Source organism: Mycobacterium sp. BMJ-28, assembly GCF_054404835.1.
In genome coordinates, this window is sequence record NZ_CM136783.1 from 4,306,543 (window position 1) to 4,333,032 (window position 26,490).

At 67.3% G+C, this 26,490-nt stretch carries 25 protein-coding genes; 11 read left to right on the plus strand and 14 right to left on the minus strand.

Annotated elements, in window-relative coordinates; genetic code table 11:
- Position 1 precedes the first annotated feature (1 nt).
- Complete coding sequence (locus ACXPWS_RS21435; protein WP_458708579.1) at positions 2 to 865, minus strand: SDR family oxidoreductase; 864 nt, start codon at positions 863 to 865, stop codon at positions 2 to 4.
- Between the two features lie 26 nt (positions 866 to 891).
- A complete protein-coding gene (locus ACXPWS_RS21440; RefSeq protein WP_458708580.1) occupies positions 892 to 1,536 on the minus strand; it encodes a TetR/AcrR family transcriptional regulator in 645 nt (214 codons plus the stop codon).
- Between the two features lie 131 nt (positions 1,537 to 1,667).
- On the opposite strand from ACXPWS_RS21440, the gene ACXPWS_RS21445 reads away from it, so the two are divergent.
- Positions 1,668 to 3,164, plus strand: coding sequence for a cytochrome P450 (locus ACXPWS_RS21445; protein WP_458708581.1), 1,497 nt, complete (start codon positions 1,668 to 1,670; stop codon positions 3,162 to 3,164).
- Between the two features lie 51 nt (positions 3,165 to 3,215).
- Here ACXPWS_RS21445 and ACXPWS_RS21450 read toward each other — a convergent pair whose 3' ends face one another.
- From ACXPWS_RS21450 to ACXPWS_RS21460, 3 genes are all read right to left on the minus strand, one after another.
- Complete coding sequence (locus tag ACXPWS_RS21450) at positions 3,216 to 3,620, minus strand: homocitrate synthase (RefSeq protein WP_458708582.1); 405 nt, start codon at positions 3,618 to 3,620, stop codon at positions 3,216 to 3,218.
- 168 nt (positions 3,621 to 3,788) lie between these two features.
- Positions 3,789 to 4,586 (minus strand): Fic family protein, encoded by a 798-nt coding sequence (locus ACXPWS_RS21455; protein WP_458708583.1) that lies wholly within the window; start codon positions 4,584 to 4,586, stop codon positions 3,789 to 3,791.
- The gene (locus ACXPWS_RS21460) at positions 4,586 to 5,626 is read right to left on the minus strand and encodes a putative nucleotidyltransferase substrate binding domain-containing protein (RefSeq protein ID WP_458708584.1); all 1,041 of its coding nucleotides are present in this window, start codon (positions 5,624 to 5,626) and stop codon (positions 4,586 to 4,588) included. The genes ACXPWS_RS21455 and ACXPWS_RS21460 overlap by 1 nt, the downstream gene beginning before the upstream one ends.
- A gap of 131 nt (positions 5,627 to 5,757) precedes the next feature.
- Here ACXPWS_RS21460 and ACXPWS_RS21465 point away from each other — a divergent pair, with 131 nt between their 5' ends.
- Together ACXPWS_RS21465 and ACXPWS_RS21470 are read left to right on the plus strand one after the other, a co-directional pair.
- A complete protein-coding gene (locus ACXPWS_RS21465) occupies positions 5,758 to 7,293 on the plus strand; it encodes an amino acid permease (protein ID WP_458708585.1) in 1,536 nt (511 codons plus the stop codon).
- 91 nt (positions 7,294 to 7,384) lie between these two features.
- A complete protein-coding gene (locus ACXPWS_RS21470) occupies positions 7,385 to 8,134 on the plus strand; it encodes a sulfite exporter TauE/SafE family protein (protein WP_458708586.1) in 750 nt (249 codons plus the stop codon).
- 4 nt (positions 8,135 to 8,138) lie between these two features.
- Here the strand turns inward: ACXPWS_RS21470 and ACXPWS_RS21475 are convergent, their stop codons facing one another.
- Both ACXPWS_RS21475 and ACXPWS_RS21480 read right to left on the minus strand, forming a co-directional pair.
- Positions 8,139 to 9,491 carry a neutral zinc metallopeptidase gene (locus tag ACXPWS_RS21475; protein WP_458708587.1) on the minus strand — a complete coding sequence of 451 codons (1,353 nt, stop codon included), beginning with the start codon at positions 9,489 to 9,491 and terminating at the stop codon, positions 8,139 to 8,141.
- A gap of 132 nt (positions 9,492 to 9,623) precedes the next feature.
- Positions 9,624 to 10,391 carry an SDR family NAD(P)-dependent oxidoreductase gene (locus tag ACXPWS_RS21480; protein WP_458708588.1) on the minus strand — a complete coding sequence of 256 codons (768 nt, stop codon included), beginning with the start codon at positions 10,389 to 10,391 and terminating at the stop codon, positions 9,624 to 9,626.
- Positions 10,392 to 10,517: 126 nt separating this feature from the next.
- On the opposite strand from ACXPWS_RS21480, the gene ACXPWS_RS21485 reads away from it, so the two are divergent.
- Entirely contained in the window at positions 10,518 to 12,023 is a 1,506-nt protein-coding gene (locus tag ACXPWS_RS21485) for a molybdopterin-dependent oxidoreductase (protein ID WP_458713638.1), read from the plus strand.
- 3 nt (positions 12,024 to 12,026) lie between these two features.
- Here ACXPWS_RS21485 and ACXPWS_RS21490 read toward each other — a convergent pair whose 3' ends face one another.
- Complete coding sequence (locus ACXPWS_RS21490; protein ID WP_458708589.1) at positions 12,027 to 12,512, minus strand: pyridoxamine 5'-phosphate oxidase family protein; 486 nt, start codon at positions 12,510 to 12,512, stop codon at positions 12,027 to 12,029.
- A 96-nt stretch (positions 12,513 to 12,608) separates the two neighbouring features.
- Between ACXPWS_RS21490 and ACXPWS_RS21495 the strand changes: the two genes are divergently transcribed.
- From ACXPWS_RS21495 to ACXPWS_RS21505, 3 genes are read left to right on the plus strand one after another with little or no spacing between them, the layout of a single operon-like run.
- Positions 12,609 to 14,129, plus strand: a complete 1,521-nt coding sequence (locus tag ACXPWS_RS21495; protein ID WP_458708590.1) for an ATP-dependent DNA ligase — start codon at positions 12,609 to 12,611, stop codon at positions 14,127 to 14,129.
- 55 nt (positions 14,130 to 14,184) lie between these two features.
- Positions 14,185 to 16,476 carry a carbon starvation CstA family protein gene (locus ACXPWS_RS21500; protein ID WP_458708591.1) on the plus strand — a complete coding sequence of 764 codons (2,292 nt, stop codon included), beginning with the start codon at positions 14,185 to 14,187 and terminating at the stop codon, positions 16,474 to 16,476.
- Positions 16,422 to 16,613, plus strand: a complete 192-nt coding sequence (locus ACXPWS_RS21505; RefSeq protein ID WP_458708592.1) for a YbdD/YjiX family protein — start codon at positions 16,422 to 16,424, stop codon at positions 16,611 to 16,613. Before ACXPWS_RS21500 ends, ACXPWS_RS21505 begins: the two co-directional genes overlap by 55 nt.
- 73 nt (positions 16,614 to 16,686) lie before the next feature.
- Here ACXPWS_RS21505 and ACXPWS_RS21510 read toward each other — a convergent pair whose 3' ends face one another.
- The 3 genes from ACXPWS_RS21510 to ACXPWS_RS21520 are packed head-to-tail and all read right to left on the minus strand — an operon-like array spanning position 16,687 to position 19,827.
- Positions 16,687 to 17,910: a cytochrome P450 gene (locus ACXPWS_RS21510; RefSeq protein ID WP_458713639.1), complete on the minus strand. Its 1,224-nt coding sequence runs from the start codon at positions 17,908 to 17,910 to the stop codon at positions 16,687 to 16,689.
- Positions 17,911 to 17,935: 25 nt separating this feature from the next.
- Positions 17,936 to 18,787: an SDR family oxidoreductase gene (locus ACXPWS_RS21515; RefSeq protein WP_458708593.1), complete on the minus strand. Its 852-nt coding sequence runs from the start codon at positions 18,785 to 18,787 to the stop codon at positions 17,936 to 17,938.
- Positions 18,788 to 18,798: 11 nt separating this feature from the next.
- Complete coding sequence (locus tag ACXPWS_RS21520; RefSeq protein WP_458708594.1) at positions 18,799 to 19,827, minus strand: LLM class F420-dependent oxidoreductase; 1,029 nt, start codon at positions 19,825 to 19,827, stop codon at positions 18,799 to 18,801.
- Positions 19,828 to 19,886: 59 nt separating this feature from the next.
- Between ACXPWS_RS21520 and ACXPWS_RS21525 the strand changes: the two genes are divergently transcribed.
- On the plus strand, positions 19,887 to 21,380 hold the full coding sequence (locus tag ACXPWS_RS21525) for an acyl-CoA carboxylase subunit beta (protein WP_458708595.1): 1,494 nt from the start codon (positions 19,887 to 19,889) through the stop codon (positions 21,378 to 21,380).
- Between the two features lie 35 nt (positions 21,381 to 21,415).
- On the opposite strand, the gene ACXPWS_RS21530 is transcribed toward ACXPWS_RS21525, so the two are convergent.
- The 3 genes from ACXPWS_RS21530 to ACXPWS_RS21540 all read right to left on the minus strand — a co-directional run bounded on the left by ACXPWS_RS21530 (position 21,416) and on the right by ACXPWS_RS21540 (position 23,930).
- Positions 21,416 to 22,450 (minus strand): TIGR03857 family LLM class F420-dependent oxidoreductase, encoded by a 1,035-nt coding sequence (locus tag ACXPWS_RS21530; protein WP_458708596.1) that lies wholly within the window; start codon positions 22,448 to 22,450, stop codon positions 21,416 to 21,418.
- 62 nt (positions 22,451 to 22,512) lie between these two features.
- Positions 22,513 to 22,884, minus strand: coding sequence for a nuclear transport factor 2 family protein (locus ACXPWS_RS21535; RefSeq protein ID WP_458708597.1), 372 nt, complete (start codon positions 22,882 to 22,884; stop codon positions 22,513 to 22,515).
- On the minus strand, positions 22,881 to 23,930 hold the full coding sequence (locus ACXPWS_RS21540) for a phosphotransferase (RefSeq protein WP_458708598.1): 1,050 nt from the start codon (positions 23,928 to 23,930) through the stop codon (positions 22,881 to 22,883). Before ACXPWS_RS21540 ends, ACXPWS_RS21535 begins: the two co-directional genes overlap by 4 nt.
- Positions 23,931 to 23,996: 66 nt before the next feature.
- Here ACXPWS_RS21540 and ACXPWS_RS21545 point away from each other — a divergent pair, with 66 nt between their 5' ends.
- The 3 genes from ACXPWS_RS21545 to ACXPWS_RS21555 all read left to right on the plus strand — a co-directional run bounded on the left by ACXPWS_RS21545 (position 23,997) and on the right by ACXPWS_RS21555 (position 26,487).
- Entirely contained in the window at positions 23,997 to 24,611 is a 615-nt protein-coding gene (locus tag ACXPWS_RS21545; RefSeq protein WP_458708599.1) for a TetR/AcrR family transcriptional regulator, read from the plus strand.
- A 196-nt stretch (positions 24,612 to 24,807) separates the two neighbouring features.
- On the plus strand, positions 24,808 to 26,205 hold the full coding sequence (locus ACXPWS_RS21550) for a wax ester/triacylglycerol synthase family O-acyltransferase (protein ID WP_458708600.1): 1,398 nt from the start codon (positions 24,808 to 24,810) through the stop codon (positions 26,203 to 26,205).
- A 30-nt stretch (positions 26,206 to 26,235) separates the two neighbouring features.
- The gene (locus ACXPWS_RS21555; protein ID WP_458708601.1) at positions 26,236 to 26,487 is read left to right on the plus strand and encodes an SHOCT domain-containing protein; all 252 of its coding nucleotides are present in this window, start codon (positions 26,236 to 26,238) and stop codon (positions 26,485 to 26,487) included.
- Positions 26,488 to 26,490: the final 3 nt, after the last annotated feature.

Sequence of the window (26,490 nt, forward strand, 5' to 3'; positions counted from 1 at the left end):
TCTACCCGCGGGCAACCTTCTCGCGGGGTCGTAGCGCCCTGGTGAACAGCACGTTCACCCGTCGCATGGCCACGCTGTAAGGCCACCACGCGACCCTTTTGAACAGATACAGCGCACGGATGTCGGACGAGGTGTAGATCAGGAACCGGTTGCGGGCCACGCCGTCCAGGATCTTGGCCGCAGCGTGCTCGGCAGACACCGCGTGCCCGGCGAACCGGTCCACCCACTTCGCTACCCGCGGATCGTCACGGTCCACGCCGGCGATCTGAACCGTCTGCACCAGAGGGGTTTTCACCGCTCCCGGCACCACCACCGATACCCCGATGCGGTGCCGGGCCAAGTCGAACCGCAGCACCTCGCTCAGCCCGCGCAACCCGTACTTGCTCGCGCTGTAAGCGGCATGCCAGGGCAGTGCGACGATGCCCGCCGCCGACGACACGTTGACCAGGTGGCCGCCCCGACCGGCCGCCACCATCGGGGGCAGGAACGACTCGATGACGTGGATCGGTCCCATCAGGTTGACGTCGATCATCGACTTCCAGTGCTGATGGGTGAGCGTCGATACGGTGCCCCAGGCCGAGATGCCGGCGATGTTGCACACCAGGTCCATCGAGCCGTGTGCCGCGTGGATGTCCGCGGCGAACTCGGTGACCGCGTCGAAGTCGGAGACGTCGAGGGCTCGGTAGGTCCCGACCGTGCCACCGAGCGCATCCACATCGGCGGCGGTGAGCGCCAGACCGTCGGCATCCCGATCGGTGAGGAACAACTCGGCGCCTTCGGCCGCCAATCGCAGGGCGGTGGCGCGGCCGATACCGCTCGCCGCGCCCGTCAGGAGACACCGCTTGCCCGCGAACGTATCCGGCATGGCTCAGATGCTACCGGCGGTACCGGTCAAACTGCGTTACCGCCCCACAGCGCGTGCAACCACAGCTGCTCGAGCACGCCGACGATGCGGTCCCGGTCATCGCCGGGCCCCAGATAGGGCAGGTCCCCGGAGAATGCCATCACCGTCGTGGCGCCCAGGGTCCGGATCAGCGTCTGAATGTCCTCGGAGATCGGGTGGGCGGTGCCGGCCGCGATCTCACTTTCGACCACCGCGATGATCTGCTCGATCACGGTCAGCATCTGCTCGTCCTGGATGCGCCGGATCTCCGCATCGGTGGCGCGCGCGGCGTAGCAGGCCGATATCACCGGATCGTTGTGCGCGAACGTCAGCGCGGCACTGCCGACCATCCGCTTCGCGAAGGCGGCCGGGGTCTCCCCGGGTCCGCGCGGCGCGAAGTGCTGGGTGAGCTCTTCGAGTTCCCGGGTCGCCTCGTCCAGGATCTGGGCGAGGACGGCGTATTTCGTGTCGAAGTAGAAGTAGAAGCCGGACCGGGCAACGCCCGCGCGCTCGCTGATCATGCTCACGGACAGGTCGGCAAACGGTTTCTCCTGCAACAGTTCGCGGACGGCCGCGACGATGGCATCGCGTTGCCGGTCCCCCCGGCTGCGGCGGATCGGCGCATCTGGCGCCGGTTCCGGTTGGGCAGTCATGGACTAGACCTTTGCATCGCGACGCGCCAGATCAAAACTTGACATGCGTCAAGTCTGGCATACAGGATGGCTTCCACGAGTGACATCGACCACAGGTCTGTTAGCCCGACGATCTTCCCAGGAGCTCCGCAGTGTCGACCAACACCAAGCCCGCCATCAGCACGCCGTCCTATTTGGTCGATCAGGCCAGGCGCCGGTTGACCCCCACCCCGGTGACCCTGCCGGGTATGGGCACCGTCGAGAAGCGGTTGCTGGCGCACGAGTGGAACGAGTTCCCACTGGCTCCGGCCCCTCCGGCGAGCGGCCTCAAGACGGTGATGGGCGACGCCGGACTGCCGGTGCTCGGGCACATGATCGAGATGTTCCGAGGTGGGCCCGACTTCCTGTTGCACCTCTACCGCAAGTACGGACCGGTGCACTACATGTTCTCGCCGGTACTGCCGGCGGTGCTGGCGCTGGGCCCGGACGCCACCCAGGCCGTGTTCTCCAACCGCAACAAGGACTACTCCCAGCGCGCGTGGGATCCGGTCATCGGGCCGTTCTTCGAGGGCGGGCTGATGCTGCGCGACTTCGACGACCACATGTTCCATCGCCGGATCATGCAGGAGGCGTTCACCCGCAGCAGGCTGACCGGCTACGTCGAGCACATCGACAGCGTCGCCAGCCAGGTGCTGGCCAACGACTGGGTGGCCAACGACAAGCGTTTCCTGTTCTTCCCCGCGGTCAAGGAGCTGACCCTGGACATCGCCTCGGTGGTGTTCATGGGCCATGAACCCGGCGCCGACCGGGAACTCGTCACCACCGTCAACCACGCCTTCACCACCACCACCCGTGCCGGGAACGCGATCGTGCGCAAGCCCGTGCCGCCGCTGAGCTGGTGGCGCGGCATCAAGGCGCGCGAGACGCTGGAGAACTACTTCAACAGCCGGCTGGCCGAGAAGCGGGCATCCGGCGATACCGACATGTTCAGCGTGCTGTGCCACGCCGAGGACGAGGACGGCCAGCGGTTCACCGACGAGGACATCGTCAGCCACATGATCTTCTTGATGATGGCCGCCCACGACACCTCCACCTCGACGCTGACCACGATGGCCTACCACCTGGCCGCCAATCCCGAATGGCAGGAACGGTGCCGCGAGGAGTCCGACCGGATCGGTGACGGCCCGCTGGATATCGAGGCGCTGGAGAAACTGGAAACCTACGATCTGGTGATCAATGAGGCGTTGCGGATGCAGACGCCGCTGCCGTTCAACTTCCGCCAGACCGTGCGCGACACCGACCTGCTGGGCTTCTATCTGCCTGCCGGCACCAATGTGATGACGTGGCCGTCGATGAACCACCGGCTCGAAGAGCTGTGGACCGACCCGGACAAGTTCGATCCGTCCCGGTTCTCGGAGCCGCGCAATGAGCACAAGAAGCACCGGTACGCGTTCGCCCCGTTCGGCGGCGGTGCGCACAAGTGCATCGGCATGGTCTTCGGCCAGCTGGAGATCAAGACCGTCATGCACCGCCTGCTGCGCCGCTACCGCCTCGAGCTGACTCATCCGGGCTACAAGGCGCATTACGACTACGGCGGTATGCCGGTGCCGGTCGACGGCATGCCGATCGTGCTGCGCCCGATTCGCTGACCTTTCTCCGCCGACTGGCCAGTTATGGCACGCCGCAAGCCGTTTCGCGTGTCATAACTGGCCGTTGGGCCGGCCCAGCCGGTTCGCGCAGGCGATGAAGGCGCGCAGCGCGGACTCGCCTCCGCGTTCGGACCACCCGATGGCCCATTCGGTGCGCAGCCCGTCGGTACCGCGGATGAAGGTGGCGGTCTGCCCGCCGGCCCGCAGCTGGTGGAAGTCCAGGATCTCGACGGCGATGCCCTGCTCATAGAGCATCGCGGTCAGTGCCGCCAGCGGTGCGGGAGCGGCCGTCAACAACGACACTGCCTGCTCGTCCAGGTGCAGTGGTCCCGCGGAGCTGAACGTCGCGGCGACGTCGTCCCAGGACATGTCGCCGGCCAGTTCGCGCAATCCGCGCGGTAAGGGCGTGTCGAAGAAATCGGCGAAGCGGGGGCCGGTGATGGTGGTGATCGTCATGAGGTCGGTCTTTCGGCTCGAAAGGAGCGACCGACGGGTAGTAGCTTTCCGACCCACAGCGGGGGGTCGGTCTGGATCAGACCCCGCTGCGGGTGCTGGCTACTACGGCGATGTGATGCACGTCAGCGAGGTTAGCGGCGGTCCGCCGCCCGTGCAACCCATTAACGGCTAACCGCCGACGGCACGCATCATCAGCGGGATGAACGGTCGGTGATTGGCCTGGCCGTCGCGGCGGAACGGCATGCTGTCGGCCGACGCGCCGTACCAGTCGGCGCGGGTGATGCCCGACAGATCCAGCGGATACCCGCACAGCGCCGACACCCCGTGCAGCAACACCGTTCCCGCGCGACCGTTGCCTTCCCGGAACGGGTGCACCCGGTTGTAGTCGGCGTACAGCCGGGACAGCTGGTAGGCCAGCGCGGGCGCGTCGGCGGGCGCAGCGGTGCTCACCAACCGCCGTGCCCGCGCGGTGATCGCGTCCATGTCCGCGCCGATATCGGCCTGCCACCCGAAGGCCACTTCGCCGCGGCGCAGTTCGGCGATCCGGTACTCCCCCGCCCAGGAGTACACATCGGCGAACAGCTGCTGATGGATCAGGCGGACATCCAGATCGGCGGCGTCGAATTGCCCGGCCGAGATCCGCAGCTGGTAGGCCAGCATCCGTCCCGCGGTGGCGACGAACTCCAGGTCGGCCAGCACCGATGGTTCGGTGACGCCGAAGTTGTTGCGCAGCATCGTCGTTCCGGGGATCAGGTACGGCACCCGCCGGCGCAGCAGGCGGCGGCGGGGCGGCGCGACAACCGGTGGATGGCGGGCCCGGTAGGCGGCCAGATACACACCGAAGGCCAGCTCGCCACCCGCCAGCCGACCCAGATCGGCGAGGTGCTCGTCGGTGGGCCGCCATCCCTCCAGCCGCTGCGCCGCGACGGTCTGGTCCACCGCCCGGCGCACCGCGCCCGAATCCACTATCGGAACGCCGACGTCGACGCCAGGAAGGTGAGTTTGCGGCTGATCCCGGCCACCTCGCGATGCACCCCGCGCAGCACCGCCCGCTCGTGCGGGGCGATGTCGGCCAAGGCGACCGCGTCGCCGACCGTGCCGCCCTGCAGCCACGGCCCTGCGCGCAACCGCCAGCGGAACCTGGTCAACCAGACGAAACACTCGTGCAGAGTCGAAACATCTTCGGCATCAAGGATATTGGCCTCCCCCGCGGCATCGAGGCGCTCGGGCGTGGACACCGCGACCGTGCCGGCCGACAACCCGGCCCAGCGGGCGATCTTGACCACCGGATCCACCATGGCGAGTTTCAGGTCGACGGTATCGGCGTGCCGGGAGAAGATGCGCAGGCGTGACGGGAATCCGGCCCGCAGCGTGGTGGCGTCCTCCAGCATGGCCTGGCGCACCGGATAGTGCCGTTGCGCCGCCGCCACGGTGCGGGCCCGCAGCACATCCCCGGCACCCGGCCCCACCCCCACCGCGTCGGCCAGCAGTCCGGTCATCACCACTCCGCGGTCTTCGCGCGGGTCCGCCGACCAGCGTTCGATGCCCTCGGACCAACTGCTCAACCGGCGGCAGAACCGCGGCCTGCTGGCCAGCACTCCGTTGCCGTCGCCCTGGATGCCGCACCGTTCCAGCAGGGCGTGCACGTCCGCAGCCAGGGTCAGCAGGACGGCCTTGTCCGCATCGGCAACGGCGTCATCCAGTGCGATCAGGGTCTCCACATCGGAGCCGGGTGCGGCCTCACCGCGGGCCACGCTGCCCGAGACGAACCAGTTCCATCGGTCACCGCTGCCGGGTGTCAACCGGACCGCCGCGGCGACGCCGTGGCGCAGCACCGCAGACCAGCCGTGGGCCAGCTCCGGCGCACGGGTCTGTGCGGCCAACTCGGCCGTCACCGCCTGGGTGGCCCGCTGGATCCCGGCGCGCAGTTCGGCCTCATCGGCGGCGGCATCGATGACGGCGAGGGCCGCGGTGATGTCGTGCGCGGACGGGGTATCGGCGGGCATGGCATCGATTGTCACTCGGCCGCGTCCGCGGTGCAGGACACACAGATGTGACAGTTTCGAAATGCGCGGATCAAAAACACAAGCTAATTTCTATCGCACGACAGTTATTTCTGACCAGCCAGGAGCACCCCATGACCGCCACCTTCGATCCGGCGATCTCCTCTCAAGAGGATGCCGCCACTCTCGAGGAGCTCGGATACACCCAGGAGCTGCACCGCGGCATCGGCGGCTATGCCGCCTTTGCTTCGGGGTTCTCCTTCGTATCCATCCTCACCACCGTGTTCGCGTTCTTCCCGCTCGGTTTCGCACTCGGCGGCCCGGCCTTCTTCTTCACCTGGCCGATCGTGTTCATCTGTCAGTTCTGCGTGTGCCTCGTCTTCGCCGAGCTATCCGGCAAATTCCCCGTCGCCGGCGCCATCTACCAGTGGTCGCGACGGTTGGCCGGTAACGCCGTCGGCTGGTTCGCCGGCTGGTTCATGCTGATCGGCTACATCGTGTCGATCGCCGCGCTGGCGATCGCCATGCAGACGGTGCTGCCGCCGATCTGGGCCGGCTTCCAGCTGGTCGGCTCCGATATGGACCCGCTGTCGGTGGACGGCGCCACCAACGGCATCATCCTGGGCGCCGTCACCATCGTGCTGTGCACCATCATCAGCGCCGCCGGGGTGCGCTTCATGGCACGCATCACCGTCACCGGCGTCACCCTGGAGATCATCGGCGTGGTGCTCATCATCGGCGCGATGTTCTTCACCGCCGAGCGCACCCCGGTCCAGGCGGTCGCCGACACCGGCGGCCACGGCAGCGGTGTCGGCTATCTGCCCGCATTTCTCGCCTCGATGCTGATGGCCGCCTACGTGATGTATGGATTCGACAGCGCCGCAGAGCTTTCCGAGGAGACCAGGGATCCGCGTCGGACCGCGCCGAAGGCGATCGTCAATGCCCTGCTGGTGTCGTTCGTCGGCGGGGGCCTGATGATCCTGGCCGCGCTCATGTCGGCACCCGAACTCGGTGACAACCTGGCCACCGGCGGGATGGCCTGGGTCATCGAGAGCCAGCTCGACACCTGGCTGGGCAAGACGCTGCTGGGCCTGGTCGCCGTCGCGATGTTCTCCGCCACCCTGGCCATCCAGGCCTCCGCGTCGCGGGTGATGTTCTCGATGGCCAGGGACAACCGGCTGCCGTTCGGCAAGTTCCTGGCGAAGGTGAACAAGCGCACCGGCACCCCCGTGATCACCGGCATCGCGGTCAGTCTGCTGGCCATCGGCGTGCTGCTGGTCAATCTCGGCCAGGCCAGCGTCTTCGCCGCCATCGCCTCGGTGTCGGTGGTCATCGTCTACCTGGCCTACCTGATGGTGACGGTGCCCGCCCTCATCCACCGGCTCCGCGGCACCAGCCTGTCGCACGGCAAGCCGGTGATGGATCTGGGCAAGTGGGGTGTGCCGGTCAATCTCATCGCGGTCGTGATGGGCGCCCTGCTGGTGGTCAACATCGGCTGGCCCCGGCAAGAGGTCTACAACCCGGCCGGCGACTCCTGGTTCCTGCAGTACTTCGCGGTGATCTTCGTCGCACTGACCCTGGTGGTCGGCTACCTCGCCTACCGGGTGGTCCGGGACCGCGAGGGCGCTCCCGATCCGGCTGACGCCCTGGTTGCACCCAAAAAACGCTGACCGTTTCTCCGCGAGCAGACAGAGAATCCGCGTTTCACGGCCGTGAAGCGCGGATTCTCTGTCTGCTCGGCCACTGCGCCAGGATGGGCCGGTGACGTGGTGGGAGGTGCTGCTGCTGGTGGCCGCCGGTATCGGCGGTGGATTGACCGGCAGCATCGCCGGGCTGGCGTCGGTGTCCACCTACCCGGCGCTGCTGCTGGTCGGGCTGCCCCCGGTGGCCGCCAACGTCACCAACACCGTCGCGCTGGTGTTCAACGGGGTCGGCTCGGTGTGGGGCTCCCTTCCCGAGTTGAAGGGCCAAAGCGCCAAGCTGCGGCAGCTGGTGCCACTGGCCGCGCTCGGCGGCGCGGCCGGCGCGGCCTTGCTGTTGTCGATCCCGTCGGAGGGTTTCGAGAAGGTGGTCCCGGTGCTGCTCGCCGCGTCATCGGTGGCCATCGCGCTACCGGTCCGCAACAACGCCGATCGGCTCCCCAACGCCAGACACACTGTGCTGCAAGCGCTTTTCGTACTGGCCATCTGCGTCTACGGCGGGTTCTTCGGCGCCGCGGCGGGGGTGCTGCTGCTGGCGATGTTCCTGCGCACCGGCAGCGCCAACCTTGCCGATGCCAACGCCACCAAGAACGTCGTGCTCGGCGTGGCCAACGGCGTTGCCGCGTTGGGTTTCGTCCTCTTCGCGCCGGTGAGCTGGGCGGCGATGGTGCCGCTTGGCGTCGGGTGCCTGATCGGATCCCGGCTGGGGCCCGTGGTGGTGCGGCACGCCCCGGCCACCCCGCTGCGACTGCTCATCGCGGTGGCCGGGATCGCCCTGGCGGTCAAACTCGGCGTCGACGCCTACCGCTGAACCCTCAGTGCTGGTAGTCCAGGCACGCCTGCGCACCGTTGATGACACCCTCGCGGAACGCGCGCACCCGGTCGAAGCCCGCGCCCTGACGGTCGGCGTCGTCGGCGCCACGAAATACCAACAGCGCCTTGATGCCCTCGTCGAGATCACCGGGCGAGATCGACCATGAGCTGGTCTCTGCCCTGTTGTGCAGGATGACGCTGGCGGTGTACGCGCCGGCGAAGCAGTCGCCACGTGCCGTCGAGGTCTTCTCGTCGGACTCGTCACCAAGGCGGGTCAGCGCGGCCAGTCCGTACTGGGTGGCCAGCAGCGTGGCCACCGCGTAATCGCCACCCTGCTGGTAGACCCGCGGCATGGTCTGGGAGTTGTCCCAGCCGATGTAATCGTCGGGCACGCAGTAGAACAGCGAGAAACCCTCGGCGGACTGGTCACCACAGTTGGGCGGACTGGACGGGTCGAACGCCTCCAGTCCGTGCACCGGCGGCCAGGCCTTGCCGTCCGTGATCTCCGGGTACACCTGGGTCCAGTAGTCCTCCAGGTCGTAGGGCACCCCGTTGACGATCGAGTCGTACGGGGCGTCCCCGCCCCGCGCGGCGTCCTCGGGGTCGGCGAACGGCAGCGCCAGCACCATCGGGTCGTCGTCGCGGTAGTCCTTGCACCGCTTCAACCCGTTGTCGAAGCCGTCCTGGAATGCGCCGACGCGGTCGAAGCCGCTGCCGTGCGCGGACGGATCGAGCTTGTCGGTGCCCACCGGGTCGCGCAGGTCCAGGATGCCCGCCAGCGCGGTGTCCAGCTCACCGCTGGTCACCTCGAAGACCTTGTCGTCCTTGGCATGCCGGGCCCAGGCGCCGGCGAAGCAGTCGGCCTGCAGTTCCCGGGTGACGGTGAGAGCGGTGAAATCGGACCGCGCCTGCACCGCGTGCCCCCATTCGTGGGCCATCACGATCGGGATGACGAAATCGCCGTACTTGGACTGCAGGTCGGGGAACAGGCCGGTGGAGTCCCAGGCCACGACATCCTTGGAGCCGCAGTAGAAGGCGTTGCCCGCGACGTCGTCGGGGCTGGCCGCGCACGGCGGCGTCTCGCCCGTGGACGGGTCCACCGCGAAGAATCCGCCGGAGACCGGTTCGTAGTCCTTGCCGTACAGATCGGGAAATTCCTTGCCCCAGAACTGTTGCAGGTCGGCGATCGCCTCGACGGCGAGTTGATTCAGCGGGCCCGACGCGTCGCCCTGCACCTTGATATCGCTGGTGTCCGGCTTGGCCACCGCCGAGGATTTGGGGATCTCCACCTTGGGCCCGCCGCAGGCGGCCACCATCACGACCGCGGCGCAGGCCGCGGCGATTCGCTTGAGCATGGGCAAACAGTAATGCGCAGGCTTGGAATCGGCTTGGAAAAGGCTCCGCAAAGGGTGAGCGGCTTTTCCGCCGATCCGGTGCGTTCGATTTGTGCAGACTCCGCAACCGAACCCACCGGATCGATGGAGCTCCTACTTGGGGGCGAACCGCTGGCCGGCGTCCAGTCGCAGGCACTGGCCGTTGAGCATGGGGTTCTCCACGATCGCCAGCGCCAGCTTGGCGTACTCCTCGGGCTTGCCCAGGCGTTTCGGGAAGGCGGCGTCCTTGGTCAGCACGGTGGCGAACTCGTCCGGGATGCCTTCGGTCAGACCGGTGGCGAACAGGCTCGGCGCGATGGCCAGCGCCCGAATGCCCAAGCTGCCGAGATCCCTTGCCATGGTCAGCGAGATCCCGGCGATCGCGGCCTTGGCCGCGGTGTAGGCGACCTGGCCGATCTGGCCCTCGAACGCCGCGATGGACGCCGTGTTGATGATGACGCCGCGTTCCTCGGCCTCCTCGTCGACCGGGTCGTTCTTGCTCATATGCCACGCCGACAGCCGGCTGATGTTGAACGTGCCGATCAGGTTGAGGTCGATGGTCTTGCGGAACGACTCCAGGCTGTGCGGGCCGTCCTTTTTGACCGTGCGCTCGCCGATACCGCCACCGGCGGTGGTGACGGCGATGTGCAATCCACCCAGCGATGCGACGGCCGCCTCAAGCACCTTCTCGGTGCCGTCGAAGTCGGTGACGTCCACTTCGTGGAACTCGCCACCGATCTCCTGCGCCACCTCCTTGCCCTTCGACTGTGGCCGGTCCAGGATCGCGACGCTGGCCCCGCGCTTGGCCAAAGCCTGCGCGGTGGCCCGTCCGAAGCCGGAGGCACCGCCGACGACGACGGCCTTCTTGCCCGAGATCTCCATCTAGCTCCCTTTCCATATTGCGGCCTGACTGTAACGTCAGCCTTCGGGCGTCACTTTACGGTAAGCCTTTCGGGGACTCCGCTCGGCTAGCGTGGATCCGTGACCGCGATTGCGCCGACGACCCGAATGCTCTGCGGCGTCTCCGCCGCAGCGATCGCGCTGGGGGTCAGCGCACTGGCCGCCATCCCGCTGGGAGCCTCGGCCGACGCCCGCACCGCGGTCGGGTCGACCGTCATCGACCGGACCCCGGGCCCGGTCAAGGAATGGGCCATCCAGACCTTCGCCACCAACGACAAGCTGTTCCTGACGGTGGCGGTACTCATCGTCATCGCGGCGCTGGCCGCCCTGGCCGGACTGCTGGAGCGTCGTCGGGTGCCCGTGGGCAGCGTGCTGTTCACCGCGGCGGGCGTCGCCGGATGCCTGGCGGTGCTGAGCCGCGTCGGTGCGGGCCCGCTCGACGTCGTGCCGACCATCGTCGGGGTGGTGTGCGGGATCGTGGCGCTGCGGTTCCTCACCTCGGGCCGGCTGCTCGACGCGTCGGCCAACGAGGCCGCCGAAACCGATCCGGGACGCCGATTGTCCTTGGCGGCCCTGGGCTTGCTCGGCCTGGGCACCCTGAGCGCGGCGCTGGCCGCCATCTACGGCGGCCGGGTCAACTCGGTGTCCGGCGACCGGAACGCGTTCACCGCACCGCCGCTGGCCAAACCCGCGCCGCCGGTGCCGCCCGGGGTGCAGCCGGCCGGTGTGGAGTTGCCCAGTTTCGTCACGGGCAACGCCGACTTCTACCGGATCGACACCGCGCTGTCGGTGCCGCAGTTGGCCCGCGACAACTGGCGGTTACGCATCCACGGCCTGGTCGACCACGAAAAGACCTACCGTTTCGACGATCTGGCCGCCTTCGAATTGATCGAGAAGATGGTCACGCTGACCTGCGTGTCCAACCCGGTGGGCGGTGATCTCATCGGCAACGCGGTGTGGACCGGCTATCGGGTACGCGACCTGCTGGCCGCGGCGGGGGTGCGGCCCGACGCCGATATGGTGTTGTCCACTTCCAGCGACGGCTTCACCGCGGGCACCCCGGTGCAAGCCCTCACCGATGACCGCGACGCGCTGCTGGCGATCACCATGAACGGTCAGCCACTGCCCATCGAGCACGGCTACCCGGTTCGCCTCGTGGTGCCCGGGCTGTACGGCTACGTGTCGGCCACCAAGTGGGTGGTCGACCTCGAGCTCACCAGATTCGATCGGGCACAAGCGTATTGGACGCGGCTCGGGTGGTCGGAGAAGGGCCCGATCAAAACGGAGTCCCGGATAGACGTGCCGCGCAACGGTGCCGACGTACCGAAGGGGCCGACGCGTTTCGGCGGGGTGGCCTGGGCGCAGAACCGCGGGGTGCGCGCCGTCGAGGTACGCATCGATGACGGACCGTGGCAGCCGGCCGCCCTGGGTGCCGCGTACTCGAACGACACCTGGCGGCTGTGGAGTTTCGACTGGCAAGCCACCCAACCCGGGCGGCACACCGTCACGGTGCGGGCCACCGACAACACCGGCGCGGTGCAGACCGCAGATATCGCCGATGTGGTGCCCGACGGTGCGACCGGGTGGCACAGCGTCGACTTCACGGTGGAATAACCGCTACTGCGCGGTGGAGTTGCCCTGCTCGACGGGTGACTGAACAGAACCCGACACGGCCGCGCCACGATATTGCGGGCTGGCCGGATCGCGGAACTCCCGGCCCGTCACCTGCTCGGTCCGGATCCGGACGAAATGCTCACGCCGACCGCTCACCCACGGTGAGACGAATGTTCCGGCCACCGCCACCAATTCATCGACATCGGTGACCGGTTCGGCGTGCCCGACCACCGTCACGCTCCAGCCCGAACGCAGATCCTGATCGAGGTCGTCGGCCTCGAAGCCCACCACCTGGCGGTCGGTGGCTGCCGTCAGCTTGGCCCCGCCGGCGACCCGGATCACCACATCGTCGCGCCACAGCCGGAAGTTCACCGGTTGCACGGCGGGCATCGCCCCCTGGGTGAAGATGAGCCGACCGACGCGCGTGGTCTGCAGCCGGTCCAGGCACTGCCTGCGGTTGAGAACGTCGAGTTCGTGTGTGTTCGGCATGTCCGTTACCTCCTGACGTTCACTGTGCCCGGGCGGTTCCTGCGGCCACAGGGCCGAAGGTCCCGACATGTCCGTGCCTCATGGCACGGTGGAGTCATGTTGCTCAGTGCTGTCGCGGACGCCTCGGCCGACGTGGGCGCGTCGTCCTCGCGCCTGGCCAAGACGGCGCGGGTGGCCGAACTGCTGGCCCGGGCCGAACCCGGCGATGTCGGCATCGTGGTGTCCTGGCTCGCCGGTGAGCTGCCGCAGCGCCAGATCGGTGTGGGCTGGGCCGCGCTGCGGGTGCTGCCGGAGCCCGCGGGCGAACCGGCGCTGACGGTGTCCGCCGTGGACCAGAGGTTCTCTGCGATAAAGGCCACCACGGGTAAGGGCTCGCAAGCGGTACGCGCCGGGTTGCTCACGGACCTGTTCACCGCGGCCACGGCGGGAGAACAGACATTCCTGCGCCGCCTGCTGTCCGGCGAACTGCGTCAGGGCGCGCTGGGCGGGGTGATGTCCGACGCGATCGCGCGGGCCGCCGCGGTTCCGGCCGCCGATGTGCGCAGGGCCGCGATGCTGGCCGGTGAGCTGTCCACCGTCGCGGCGGCCGCCCTGTCCGAAGGCGCCGCCGGCTTGGCCCGGTTCGCCCTCACCGTCGGCCGGCCCGTCGGGCCGATGCTCGCGCAGACGGCGACCGGTGTCGCCGAGGCGCTGGAAAAGCTGGGCGGTGCAGCCATTTTCGAAACGAAACTGGATGGCGCCCGGGTGCAGATACACCGCCACGGCGACACCGTGACGGTGTACACCCGCAGCCTCGACGATGTCACCGCCCGCCTGCCCGAGGTGGTCGAGGCCGCACTTGCCCTGCCGGTCACCGATCTCATCGCCGACGCTGAGGCCATCGCGCTGCGTCCGGACGGGCGCCCGCACCGATTCCAGGTCACCGCATCACGTTTCGGCCGATCAGGCGAACGAGAACACCCGTTGTCGGTGTTCTTCTTCGACGTGTTGCACCGGGACGGCACCGACCTGCTGGACTTGGCGACCACCGACCGGCAGGCCGTCCTCGATGCGGTGGTGCCCGGCGCGCTGCGGGTGGACCGGCTACTGACGACGGAACCGCAGGCCGCGAAGCGGTTCCTGGAGGCGACGCTGGCCGCCGGCCACGAAGGGGTGATGGCGAAGTCACCGGCCGCCCCGTACGAGGCGGGCCGGCGCGGGTCCGGCTGGCTGAAGGTCAAACCGGTGCACACCCTGGATCTGGTGGTGCTCGGCGTGGAATGGGGTTCGGGTCGGCGCACCGGCAAGTTGTCCAATATCCATCTCGGCGCGTTGGACCCGGCCACCGGTGGATTCGTGATGCTGGGCAAGACGTTCAAGGGCATGACCGATGCCATGCTGGACTGGCAGACCCGGCGCTTCACCGAACTGGCCGTCGGCGGTACCGACGGTTACGTCGTCACGGTTCGCCCGGAGCAGGTGGTCGAGGTCGCGTTCGACGGCGTGCAGGGCTCGACGCGCTATCCCGGCGGGATGGCATTGCGTTTCGCCAGGGTGGTGCGCTACCGCGACGACAAAACCGCCGGCGAGGCCGACACCGTGGACGCCGTGCGCGCGTTCTATGAGCGGGGCGGGTGACGCCAAAAGCACAGTTCTCTCCCAGCGTGGTTTTGGTCGATGCAAGGATCGACCCATGGCTGGATCTTCAACACCAACGGCACCGCTGGAAGAGCGTCGGGGCGACATCACCTACGTCCGCACCGATGCGGAACTTCCGCCGGTCGCGATCATCGACCGCTCCCCGATCACCGCCCGGCACCGCATCATTTTCGGCATCGTTGCGCTGCTCGGCGCCGTCGCTTGGGCGGTCATCGCGTTCATGCGCGGTGAGACGGTCAACGCGGTGTGGTTCGTCATCGCCGCCATCTGCACCTACGTCATCGGATTCCGGTTCTACGCGCGGCTGATCGAGAACAAGATCGTGCGGCCCCGCGACGACCAGGCCACCCCGGCCGAGATCTTCGAGAACGGCACCGACTACATGCCCACCGATCGGCGGGTGCTGTTCGGCCATCACTTCGCCGCCATCGCAGGCGCGGGGCCACTGGTCGGGCCGGTGCTGGCCATGCAGATGGGTTACCTGCCCGGCACCATCTGGATCATCGTCGGGGCGCTGGTGGCCGGTTGCGTCCAGGACTATCTGGTGCTGGCCATCTCGGTGCGCCGGCGCGGCCGCTCGCTGGGCCAGATGGCTCGCGACGAACTGGGCGGCGTCGGCGGCGTCGCCGCGATCGTCGGCGTGCTGGTGATCATGGTGATCCTGCTCGCGGTGCTGGCGCTGGTGGTGGTCAATGCTCTCGCCGAAAGTCCGTGGGGCGTGTTCTCCATCGCCATGACGATCCCCATCGCCCTCTTCATGGGCCTGTACCTGCGCTACCTGCGCCCCGGGCGGGTGTCGGAGGTGTCGCTGATCGGCGTGGCGCTGCTGCTGCTCGCCGTCGTCTCCGGCGGCTGGGTGGCCGAAACCTCTTGGGGTACAGACTGGTTCACCCTGTCGAAGGTGACCCTGTCGTGGTGCATCATCATCTACGGGCTGGCCGCCTCGGTGTTGCCGGTCTGGCTGCTGCTGGCCCCGCGCGACTATCTGTCGACGTTCATGAAGGTCGGCACCATCGTGTTGCTGGCCATCGGTATCGTGCTGGCGCGCCCGGTGATGGAGGCGCCGGCGGTCTCGCATTTCGCCAGTAGCGGGTCGGGCCCAGTGTTCGCCGGTGCGCTGTTTCCGTTCCTTTTCATCACCATCGCCTGCGGTGCACTGTCCGGGTTCCACGCGCTGATCTCCTCGGGCACCACACCGAAGCTGCTGGAGAAGGAATCCCAGATGCGGCTGATCGGCTACGGCGGCATGCTCACCGAGTCGTTCGTGGCCATCATGGCGCTCATCACCGCCGCGATCCTCAATCAACACCTGTACTTCGCCATCAACGCCCCGTCGGCGTCGACGGGGACCACCGCCCAAACCGCCGCGGACTACGTCAACGGACTCGGGTTGTCCGGCTCGCCGATCACCGCCGGGGAGATCACCGACGCGGCCCAGGGCGTCGGCGAGAAGTCGATCGTCTCCCGCACCGGCGGTGCCCCCACCCTCGCATTCGGCATGTCCGAGGTGCTGCACCAGGTGTTCGGCGGGGAGAGCCTCAAAGCCTTCTGGTACCACTTCGCGATCATGTTCGAGGCGCTGTTCATCCTGACCACCGTGGACGCCGGCACCCGGGTGGCCCGGTTCATGCTGTCCGACGGGCTGGCCAATCTGGGTGGGCCGCTGAAGAATCTGCGTGACCCGAGCTGGCGGCTGGGCGCCTGGACGTGCAGCATCCTCGTCGTCGCGGCGTGGGGCAGCATCCTGTTGATGGGCGTCACCGATCCGCTCGGCGGCATCAACACGTTGTTCCCGCTGTTCGGTATCGCTAACCAGTTGCTGGCCGCCATCGCCCTCACGGTGGTCACCGTCGTGATCATCAAACGCGGCCTGGTCAAATGGGCCTGGATCCCCGGTGCGCCGCTGCTGTGGGACCTGGCGGTGACGATGACGGCGTCGTTCCAGAAGATCTTCTCCGGTGACCCCAAGGTGGGCTACTGGACCCAGCATTGGCAATACGTCGCCGCCAAGGATGCCGGCAAGACGGCGTTCGGAGCCGCCAAGAATCCGGATCAGCTGGATGCCGTCATCCGGAACACGTTTATCCAGGGCACGCTGTCGATCATCTTCGCGGTGCTGGTGCTGATCGTGTTCATCGCCGGTGTGGTGGTCGCCCTGCGTGCGCTGCGGGGCGCCGGACGGCCGTTGTCCGCCGACGACCCGGTGCCGTCCCGGCTGTTCGCACCGTCCAGTCTGATCGCGACCGCGGCCGAGAAGGAGGTGCAGAAGCAATGGGACGAATTGCCACCGTCATCGGCAAGATCGGTTGGTACTGCTCATCATTGATGGGCGACAACCACTATCGGCGCTACCTCGAGCATCGCGGACGCGCTCATCCGGGGGAAGCTGTGCTCACCGAGCGGGAGTACTGGCGGGCCCGGCACGCGGCAGCGGACGCCAATCCGGGCGCCCGCTGCTGCTGACCCCCCTCCCGCGAGCGCGCGTGTCTGCACAGCGACACGCCGCGGGGCGCGTGCATTTCGCGCACGCTCGCGGCTACCGAGTGAGCCGATAACGGATCGGTAGGTGCTTGAGCCCGCCGACGAAGGTGGTCGCCACATGTTCCGGGGTGCCTGCCAGTTCGATCGACTCCAGACGTGGCAGCAGCGCGGTGAAGAAGCTGTTCACCTCGAGGCGGGCCAGGGCGGCGCCCAGACAGAAGTGCACACCGTAGCCGAACGCGATGTGCTTGTTGGGATCCCGGGCGATATCGAACGCGAACGGGTCGGTGAAGACCTCTTCGTCCCGGTTACCGGACACATAGGACAGCAGCAGCGAATCGCCCGCCGCGATCGGCACCCCGCGGATCTCGTAGTCCCGCTGCGCGGTTCGCATGAACTCCTTGACCGGCGTGGTCCAGCGGATCATCTCCTCCACCGCCAGCGGCATCAGGCCCGGGTCGTTGCGCAGGCGCGCCAGTTCATCGGGATGTTGCACCAGCGCGTGCATGCCACCGGAGATGCTCGCGCTCGACGTGTCGTGGCCGGCTGCGGCGAGAATGGCGTAGTACGAGACGGTTTCGATATCGTCGAGCGGCGCCCCGTCGATGGTGGCGTTGGCGATGGTCGAGGCGAGGTCGTCGGTGGGATTCGCCCGCCGGGATGCGGTCAGTTCGGTGAAGTAACCGAACATCTCCAGCAGGGCCAGTCCGCGCTCCTGCATGTCGGTACCGCGTTGCATCTCCTCGTCGTCGCTGCCGAACAACTCTTGAGTCCAGCGCAGCAATGCGGCGAAGTCTGCTTCCGGGACGCCCAGCAGGGTCATGATCATGTACAGCGGGTAGTTGACCGCCACCTGCTGCACGAAATCGCATTCCGGCCCCTCTGCTGCCATCTTGTCGACGAACTGCACGGCCAGTTCGTCCGCGCGTTCCTTCAGCGCCCGCATCGCCTTAGGCCGGAACCAGTTCGCCCCGATCGCCCGGAAATCGCGGTGCTGGGGATCGTCCATGTGGATGAGTGTCTTGATTCCGATCGCGGCCTGTTGCGCGTCACCCTCCCGGGTGACCAGGACGGGTCGTGGCGAATTGGTGAACACGTCGTTGGCGCGTTCGATCTCCATGATGTCGGCATGTTTGGTGATCGCCCAGAACGGCGCGTAGTCGGGCACCTCGACCCAGGACACCGGGGCGTTCGCCCGCAGGTGGGTGAGCGCGGCATGCAAACCGGCTTCGTCTGTATACGCCTTGGGGTCCGCGAGTACCTTCGCTGCGTCGTCCATGGTCGGAATGCTCACCGTCTGCTCCTCATTGTTCCGTGCTCACGACGCCGAGTGCGTCCTGCGCCCGTTGCTCGTAGCCCTGACGGGCGGTGGTGTCGAACTCCAGGAAAACCTTGTCGGTGCCGAACCGGCGGCCCACCCAGCGGCGTCCCCGCGGGCCGAGTAGTCCCAGCGGACCGAGCACGAACCGGATTCCGCCGGGCACGGTGACATGCGTCTTGGGCTTGTCGAGTACCTTGACGATCGCCGCGGCGATGGCTTCGGGCTCCACCGGCCGGTTCGTCTTGGTCTCCGCGGTGCCCGAGATCAGCTCGGTGCGGGTGAACGGCGGCATGACCACGCTGACCTGAACACCCCGGCCGGCGAATTCGTCGGCCATCGCACTCGACAGGCTGATCACCGCGGATTTCGTTCCGGCATAGACGGTTTGGCCCGGCACAGGCATCAGGCCCGCCAGTGAGGCGATATTGATGATGTGACCGCAACCGCGTTCGATCATCTCGGGCAGCACCAGTTGGCAACCGGTGACCACACCGTAGAAGTTCACCTCGATGGCACAGCGCAGCGCCTGCTCGGACTGATCGAGGAATCCCCCGATCGGCATCACCCCGGCGTTGTTGATCAGCACGTCGATCCGCCCGCCGCCGTCGGTGCGCGCCTTCTCCAGGAAGGCCGAGAACGATTCCCGGTCGGTGACGTCCAACGGGTGACCTGCCGCTCGATCACCGAGAGATGCCACCGCAGACTCCAGCGTCGCCACATCACGATCGCCGATCACCACCCGCGCTCCGCGGTCCAGCAGAGCCTTGGCGGTGGCGTACCCGATGCCCCGCGCGGCACCGGTGATGGCCACCGTGACGCCGTTGATCCTGTCCATCGACCTACTCCTCACGCCCTGCGAAGTTCTTGCAGCACACCGGCTATCGCGGACTCCGAGAGTCCCGACGGGAATCCGGGAAGCACCCGGTCGATCGCGCCGTCGCAGCGCGAGCGCAGCGCGGCTGCCAGCTCCGGCAGCGGTGCGACGACGGCGAACGCCGCCAGCACCTCGTCGTCGACCAGGCCGGCCATGGTGTCCCATTCGCCCAGCCGCGACAGCCGGTGCAGTTCGGTGTGCAGCTCGCCCCAGCCGTGCAGCTCGAGCACCTTGCGATACGCCGGGGTCGAACCGTAGAAGGCGATCTGTTTTCGGTGCGCCGCGGCGGCCGCGGCGAACTGTTCCTCGGTCTCGCCCGTCACCACGAACACCGGGCAGGACACCTCCAGCGCGTCGCGGTCCCGGCCGGACCGGGCAAGGCCCGCCAGCAGGGCCGGCGTGGTGACCTCGTCCAGATAGCGTTTGGTGGTGAAGGCGTGTGCGATCAACCCGTCGGCGACCTCACCGCACAGCTGGGTCATGACATCGCCGACCGCCGCGATGAAGATCTTGGGAACCCCGTACCCGTGCGGCTCCGGGGTGAACATCGGCGTCATCAGCTTGTGCGTGTAGAACTCGCCCTCGAAGTTCAGCCGGGTGCGGTCCTGCCAAGACGTCCAGATCGCCCGCACTGCAGCGATGAATTCACCCATCCGGCGCACCGGCTGACCCCAGGGCATCCCGAACCGCTTCTCGATATGCGCCTGCACCTGGGTACCCAGACCCAGGATGAACCGGCCCCGGGAGTACGCCTGCAGGTCCCAGCCGAGGTTGGCCAGCAGCATCGGATTGCGCGCGAAAGCCACGGCGATGCTTGTGCCCAGCTGCATTCTGGTGGTGTGCTCGGCAGCGAGTAGCAACGGCAGGAAGGGATCATGGTTGATTTCACCGGTCCAGCAACCGTCGTAACCCTGTTCCTCCAGCGTGCGCGCCACCGCGGGCACCCTGTGAAGGTCACTGGGGATGCCCCGGTCTATGCACAGCCGGGCACCGTTACCCATGCGGGGGACGCTACAGTAAGCAATTCAGTATGGTCAACGCCACGAGAAAAGGACCGGTGATGGCGAACGCTTCGGACTGGCAGGAAACCCTCGACGATCTCGCCCGCCGCCGCAGGCACACGCTGGCCATGGGCGGTGCAGAACGGGTCGCCAAGCATCACGCCAACGGCAAGTTGGATGTCCGTGCCCGGCTGGACCGACTGCTGGACAAGGGTTCCTTCCGCGAACTGGGCATGCTGGCCGGCGAAGAGATCGCCGCCGACGGCATCGTGACCGGCTCGGGACTGATCAACGGATCGCCGGTGATGGTCGGCGCCGAGGACTTCACCACGCTGGGCGGCAGTATCGGCCCGTCCGGCAACGCAAAGCGGTACCGGGTGGCCGAACTCGCGCTGCGCGACAAGATTCCGTTGGTCATGTTGCTGGAAGGTGCGGGCCACCGCGCCACCGGTGAGCGCTACGGCCGGACACCGACCGACCTCATCGCCCAGGCGCAGTGCTCCGGCCGGGTGCCGACGGTGGCCGCCCTACTCGGCCCGTCCGCGGGACACGGCGCTCTGGTCGCCCCGGTCAGCGACTTCCGCATCATGAGCAGCCAGGGCGCCATCTTCACCGCCGGACCGCCCGTGGTGAAGGAGTCCACGGGTGAGGACATCACCAAGGAGGAGCTGGGCGGTCCGAGCGTCGCGCTGTACAGCGGGGTGGTGCACAACCTGGGCGACGACGACGCCGCCGTCATCGACGACATCCGGCGCTACCTGGCGTACTTCCCGTCCAGCGCCTGGTCCTATCCGGAACAGGTTCAGGACGAGGACACCGCGCCCCGGCCGACTCCCGAACTACTGGACATCATCTCCCGCGACAACCGGCGGGTCTACAACATGCGCTCGGTGCTCGACGTGGTCTTCGACAACACCGACTGGTTCGAGGTTCAGCCGTACTTCGGCAAGGCCATCATCTGCGCCTTGGCGCATCTGGGCGGGCACCCGGTAGCCGTGGTGGCCAATCAGCCCAACGTGCTGGCCGGGTCCATCGATGCCGACGCCGCCGACAAGGCAGCACATTTCATCATGGTGGCCGACTCGTTCCACCTGCCGATCGTGTTCTTCGCCGACAACCCTGGCATGTTGCCCGGCAGCCGCTCCGAACGGTCCGGCGTGCTGCGGGCCGGTGCGCGGATGTTCGCCGCGCAGACGGCGGCCACCACTCTCAAACTTCATGTCACGCTGCGCAAGGCGTACGGATTCGGGTCGATGGTGATGTCCCTGTTGGGATTCGACGGCCAGGAGGCCACGTTCGCCTTCCCGGGCGCCACCATGGGTGCCATGAGCGCCGCCGCGCTGTCGAAGGCCGCGCACGCCGAGGAAGACCTGTCCGCCAAATTGCGCGAAGCCGAACTCACGGCCTCGTTCCGTTCGGCCGGGCATCTGGGATTCGACGAACTCATCGATCCACGCGAGACCCGCGATCAACTGCTCGACGCCTTGCGGCGAGGTCTGCGGGCACGTCAGGCGGCCGCCGAACCGGTGCAGCGCACCGTCATCCTGCCCTGACGACGCCGCGGGCCGCGGTGCCGGCGCCCGCGCGCTCAGGCCTGCCGGTATGCCGTGACGATGGGCTCGAGCTCGTCCGGGGTGGCACCGTGCAGGATCACCGCGTCGGCACCGTAACCGAACTCCTGCCGGATCCGGTCGACACATTGGCCCGCCGACCCGGTGGCCGACGGTTCCAGCCATTCGTCCGGAATGAGGGTGGCGATGTGTTCGATCTGTTCGGCGGTGGCCTTGTGATCGATGCCGCCCGGGATCGAGGTGACCACCGAGTCCGCCCGGAAGCGTTGTAGCACAGCGGGATCCCAGTTGTTCGTGCTGACCAGTAGGTCGCCGTAGCCCTGCAGGTAGGTGGCCAGCCGCGCGACGGTCTTCTTCAGCCGCAGTTCCTCGGGCAGGTGGTCACCGACGGTGGCGAAACAGGACCAGACCCGCACACTGGCGGGATCCCGGCCGGCCTGTTCGGCCGCGTCCTTGACGGTCTTGACGGCCCGTTGCAAGGTCTGCGGGGTGAAGTAGGTGTGCAGGATGACATCGTCGAAGACGCGCCCACCCAGCGCGAGGGTCTGCGGCCCGAACGCCACGATGGCCAGCCTGATGTCCTCGCGAAAATCGGGATCCAGGAACAGCACCTGATACTTGCCGATCGGTCCGTCGTGATTGAACACGACTTCCCCGTTCCACAGCCGGCGCATCACCTGCGCGAAATCCTCCATCTGGGCGGTGGTCACGGCGGGCACCCCGAAGGCGTTGTACATCGCGGCGATACCGCGCCCGATGCCCAGGGTGAACCGGCCCCGGGACAGCCGGTGCATGGTGGTGGCCCACGATCCGGTGATCAACGGATGACGGGTGTTGTGATTGGTGGCCGCGGTGGCGATCTGCATCCGGCTGGTCACCGCGCAGGCCGCACCGGTGAGCGACGAGGCCTCCTTGACGTTCCAGCGTTCGGAGATGAACGCGGTCCCGAACCCGAGTTCCTCGCCCCGGCGGGCCTCGTCCATCAAGCTCGCCGGACCTTCGCCTCCGGCACCGGCCAGCAGGTAGTAGCCGAGCTCATCCAGTACACGCATGTGATTCCCCATGTCGCTTCGCTCTCCCCCGCAAGCGGGAGGTACCCCCAGCCCGCCCACCGTCACGCCCAAACTCCTTGCTTGTAGCCACAATTCCAGACCTCGGCGATCCTGCCGCCGATCACCCGGAAGATCTCCATGCTGGCGATCGTGGTCTGGCCGCCGTCTTTGAGCGTCATCGGAGATTGGTAGACGATCGCGACATGCTCACCGTCGTCGCCGGTGACCACCAGGTTGAGGTCGAACCGGATGGTCTCGAACATCGCCCAATGTTCCACGATCCGGTGGACGGCCTCGGCGTGGGTCAGCGTGGTGGACTCCCCCACGTCATGGCGAATCACGTGTTCGCCCAGCAGTTCGTCGGCCAGGGCGAAGTTCCGTTCGTTCCACACCACCAGGTTGTACAGTTCCACGACCTCGCGTGCGGACCTCACCGGAACTCCGCCAGGGCGCCGATGTCCTCGATGGCGGCCACCGCGCGGTCGACCAGGGTCACGCACAACCGGCGGGAGCGCTCGGGCACCACATCCCAGGTGAGGAGCGCGACGACCGGCATGTACATCAGCAGGGCGACGCCGAACCGGTAGTGCCGCCACGCCTCGTCGAACGAATAGTCGTCGACACCATGGGCTTTCATCCGTGCGACGTACTCCTGTACCAGTGCACGGTCGTGGCCGCGGCGCAGTGGCGTCGGCAGCCCTTGGCTGACCAGGTAGGCGATATCGGCCGCGCCGGCACCGCGCACGGACAGCTGGAAGTCGACGATCTTGATGTCCTGGCCGCGGAAGAACATGTTGTCGGCCCGAATATCGCCGTGCAGCAGCATCGCCCGCTCGGTGAGTGCTGTCAGCGCCTGCGGGGCCAGTTCCTCGAACCTGTCAGCGAAGCGCCTGACCGCGCCGGGCACCGGTTGTTCGGTCTTGGCCAGGTAGCGCTGCCAGCCCAGGGCGAAGGCCGGCAGAAACAGCTCCCGGGTCAGCGCGTTGTCAAGCGGCGGAAAACATTGCAGGGCAGCATCTTCGGCATCCCGAACGGACCAGGCATGCAAACCCGCCAGTGCTTGCAGGGCCGCCCTGGCGCGTGGCATGGACAGCCCGGCCAGATGATCGGCGTTCTCCCAGTGCTGCAGATCCTCCAGCACCAGCACGAAGTCGGTTCCCGATATCCGCGCGACGTGACAGTGCGGGGTGGACAGCGGCGCCGACGGCGCGATGTGGCGGTAGAAATCCAGCTCGCGCTGGTATCCCCCCAGCAGTTCCATCCCGCCCCGGGCCTGCGACTGTGCGGGCAGTTTCACGATGACGGTGTCCGGCACATCGGTGCCGGTGAGCCCGACCCGGTACAGCAGGGCGGAAAAGCCGGTGTCCTCGGCGATGCGCTCGGCGCGTACCTCCGTGACCATGCCGGGCAACGCTTCGGACAGCCAGGACGCCGTCACCTCGCCGATACCCGACGGCACCGCCGCTGCGACTGACGTCATCCTCGACCTCTCATGAAATTTGACAACCAACAACTAAGTTAGTTGTCGAGCATCTAATATGCAAGGGTGCCGTCCCCCGCCCCTGGCCTGACCCAACCGCAGCGCGTCGAGATGTCCTCGCAGCGGCTGCTCATCGCCGCCGCGGAGCTCATCGTCGAAAAGGGTTGGGAGGCAACGACTGCAGCCGAGATCGGCCGCCGTGCCGGCTACAGCCGGGCCATGGTGCACGCCCGCTACGGCAGCAAAGACGCCATCTTGGCGGCGTTCCAACAGACCTACGTGGTGCGGCTGAATCCCGATCCCGAACCGGGGGCCGACGGACTGCGCCAGGTCCTCGCCCACTTCGACCGCATCCAGGAGATCCACGCCGTCGACCCAGCGCTGATGCGCGCCATGTTCGTCGCCGCATTCGAGGCGGTCAAGACTGTCTCACCGCTGCGCGAGGCGGTGCGCACCCAGTTGCGCGACGCGGGGGCAAAGATCGAAGCCGGGCTGCGCGACGGCATCCGGGACGGATCGATCCGGGCCGATGTCGATATCGACACCGCCCGCGAGGACATCACTGCCGCGGTGTTCGGCCTTGCGTTTCAGTGGATCGTGGTGCCCGAGGACCATGACCTCGACGTCGAGATCAACCGGGTTCGCGCGCGGCTGATCTCAGGCTACGGACCGGCGAACTGACCGACCGTAGATGCCGGACCACACCGTTGCCGGCCAATCGCCCGAGTACCCGTCATCGACGTTCCGCCGGCCAGCACGGCGATCGCCGCACCCTCCAGGTCTCCTCGATCTCTGCGCACACCGAGTTGGTGACCAAATGCCCTAGTTGTCCTCGGCCACATTGAGCAGCCTGAAGACTGTCAGGCAAGGAGAACTCATGACCGGGCACCGCCTCAACGCTCTTGAAGAAGCGTTCCTACAAGCCGAGGACGCCGATGACCACGTGAGCTTGGCGCTGGCCGCACTCGCCGTGCTGGACGGACCCGCGCCTGACATGGACAGTCTGGTGGCCCTGCTGGAAGAACGCACCGCTCGCCTCCCCCGGTGCCGTGAAGTACTGCGCGCGGCGCCGATGGATCTCGCTGCGCCGCAATGGGTTGACGATGACGCTTTCGACATACGTCACCACGTGCGGCGCGTCAGCGCCACCGCCCCCGGCGACGATGCCGCGGTCTTTGCTGTGGTCGGTCAGCTGATGGAGCGTCGGTTGGAGCGCTCGAGGCCCCTGTGGGAATGCTGGGTGATCGACCGGCTCTCGGAAGGCCGGTGGGCACTCCTCATCAAAATTCACCACTGCATCGCTGACGGGATCGCCGCAACATCCATGCTGGAGGAGGTGTGTGACGGATACACCCCGAAGGCGCCCGTCGTCGACCGTTGCGAACCGGCCAACCGCCAGGTCCGCACCATGACTCTGAATCCTCTCGCGTGGCTACGAACCGCGTGGCAGGCATCGACTGCGGTCTCCCGGACCGCGGCGCACTTCGCGTCGGGTGCAACCGAAATCGCCGCAGCCCTGTTCGAGTCGTCGCCAAGATCTTTCACCGGGCCACTCGGTGACCTGCGCTACTACAGCGCAGCGCGGGTCCGGCTGGAGGACGTCCAGATGGTCGGTAAACGGTTCGGCGTAACGGTCAACGATGTGGCCCTCGCCTCGATCACCGACAGCTTCCGGTCGGCGATGTTGCGGCGCGGTTATACCCCGCGTGCTCATTCGCTGCGGACCGCCGTGCCGGTGTCACTGCGCACCGCCGATGCCCTGCACACGCCCGACAATCGAGTCGCGGTGACCCTCCCGCAGTTGCCGGTGGAACACGCCGATCCACTACGCCGGCTGCAGGCCGTGCATGACCGGATGACGACGGCCAAAGGGGGCGGCCAAATCAGCGCGGGCGCACTCGCCGTCGCGGCCGCCGGACTGCTGCCCTACGCCATCACCGCGCCGGCCGTCCGCTTACTGACGCGAATGCCACAGCGTGGAGTAGTCACGGTCGCCACCAATGTGCCAGGTCCTCGGCAGCGGCTGCAACTGGCGGGCTGCGAGATCCAGTCCCTGATGCCGGTGCCACCCATCGCCATGCACCTTCGCACCGGCATTGCGATCCTGAGCTACGCCGAAGAGTTGATCTTCGGAATCATCGGCGATGCCGACAGTCCCGTCGGCCCCGACGAACTGGCTCGCGGTATCGAGACCGGCATGGCACACCTGGTTTCCATTGCGGCGGCCGCCCGTCGTTCACGACAAAACGGCAATCTCCGCCTACTCGTCGGCTAGGACTGCCACATCACCGGATTGGAGTACAAAGTGTTCTATGACCACGATGTGGGCTGGTGGGGATACACCGGAATGGGCGCGGGCATGGTGATCTTCTGGGCTGTGGCGGTGTTCGGTCTGATCGCCGCGATCGTCTACGTATGCCGGGACCGCTCACCTGCAGCGGTCCCCCATTCCACGACGGCCGAGCAGATTCTGGCCGATAGGTTCGCCCGAGGCGAGATCGACGTAACCGAGTACCGACAACGCGCCGCGGTACTGCACAGCCAAGCCCGGCAATAAGGT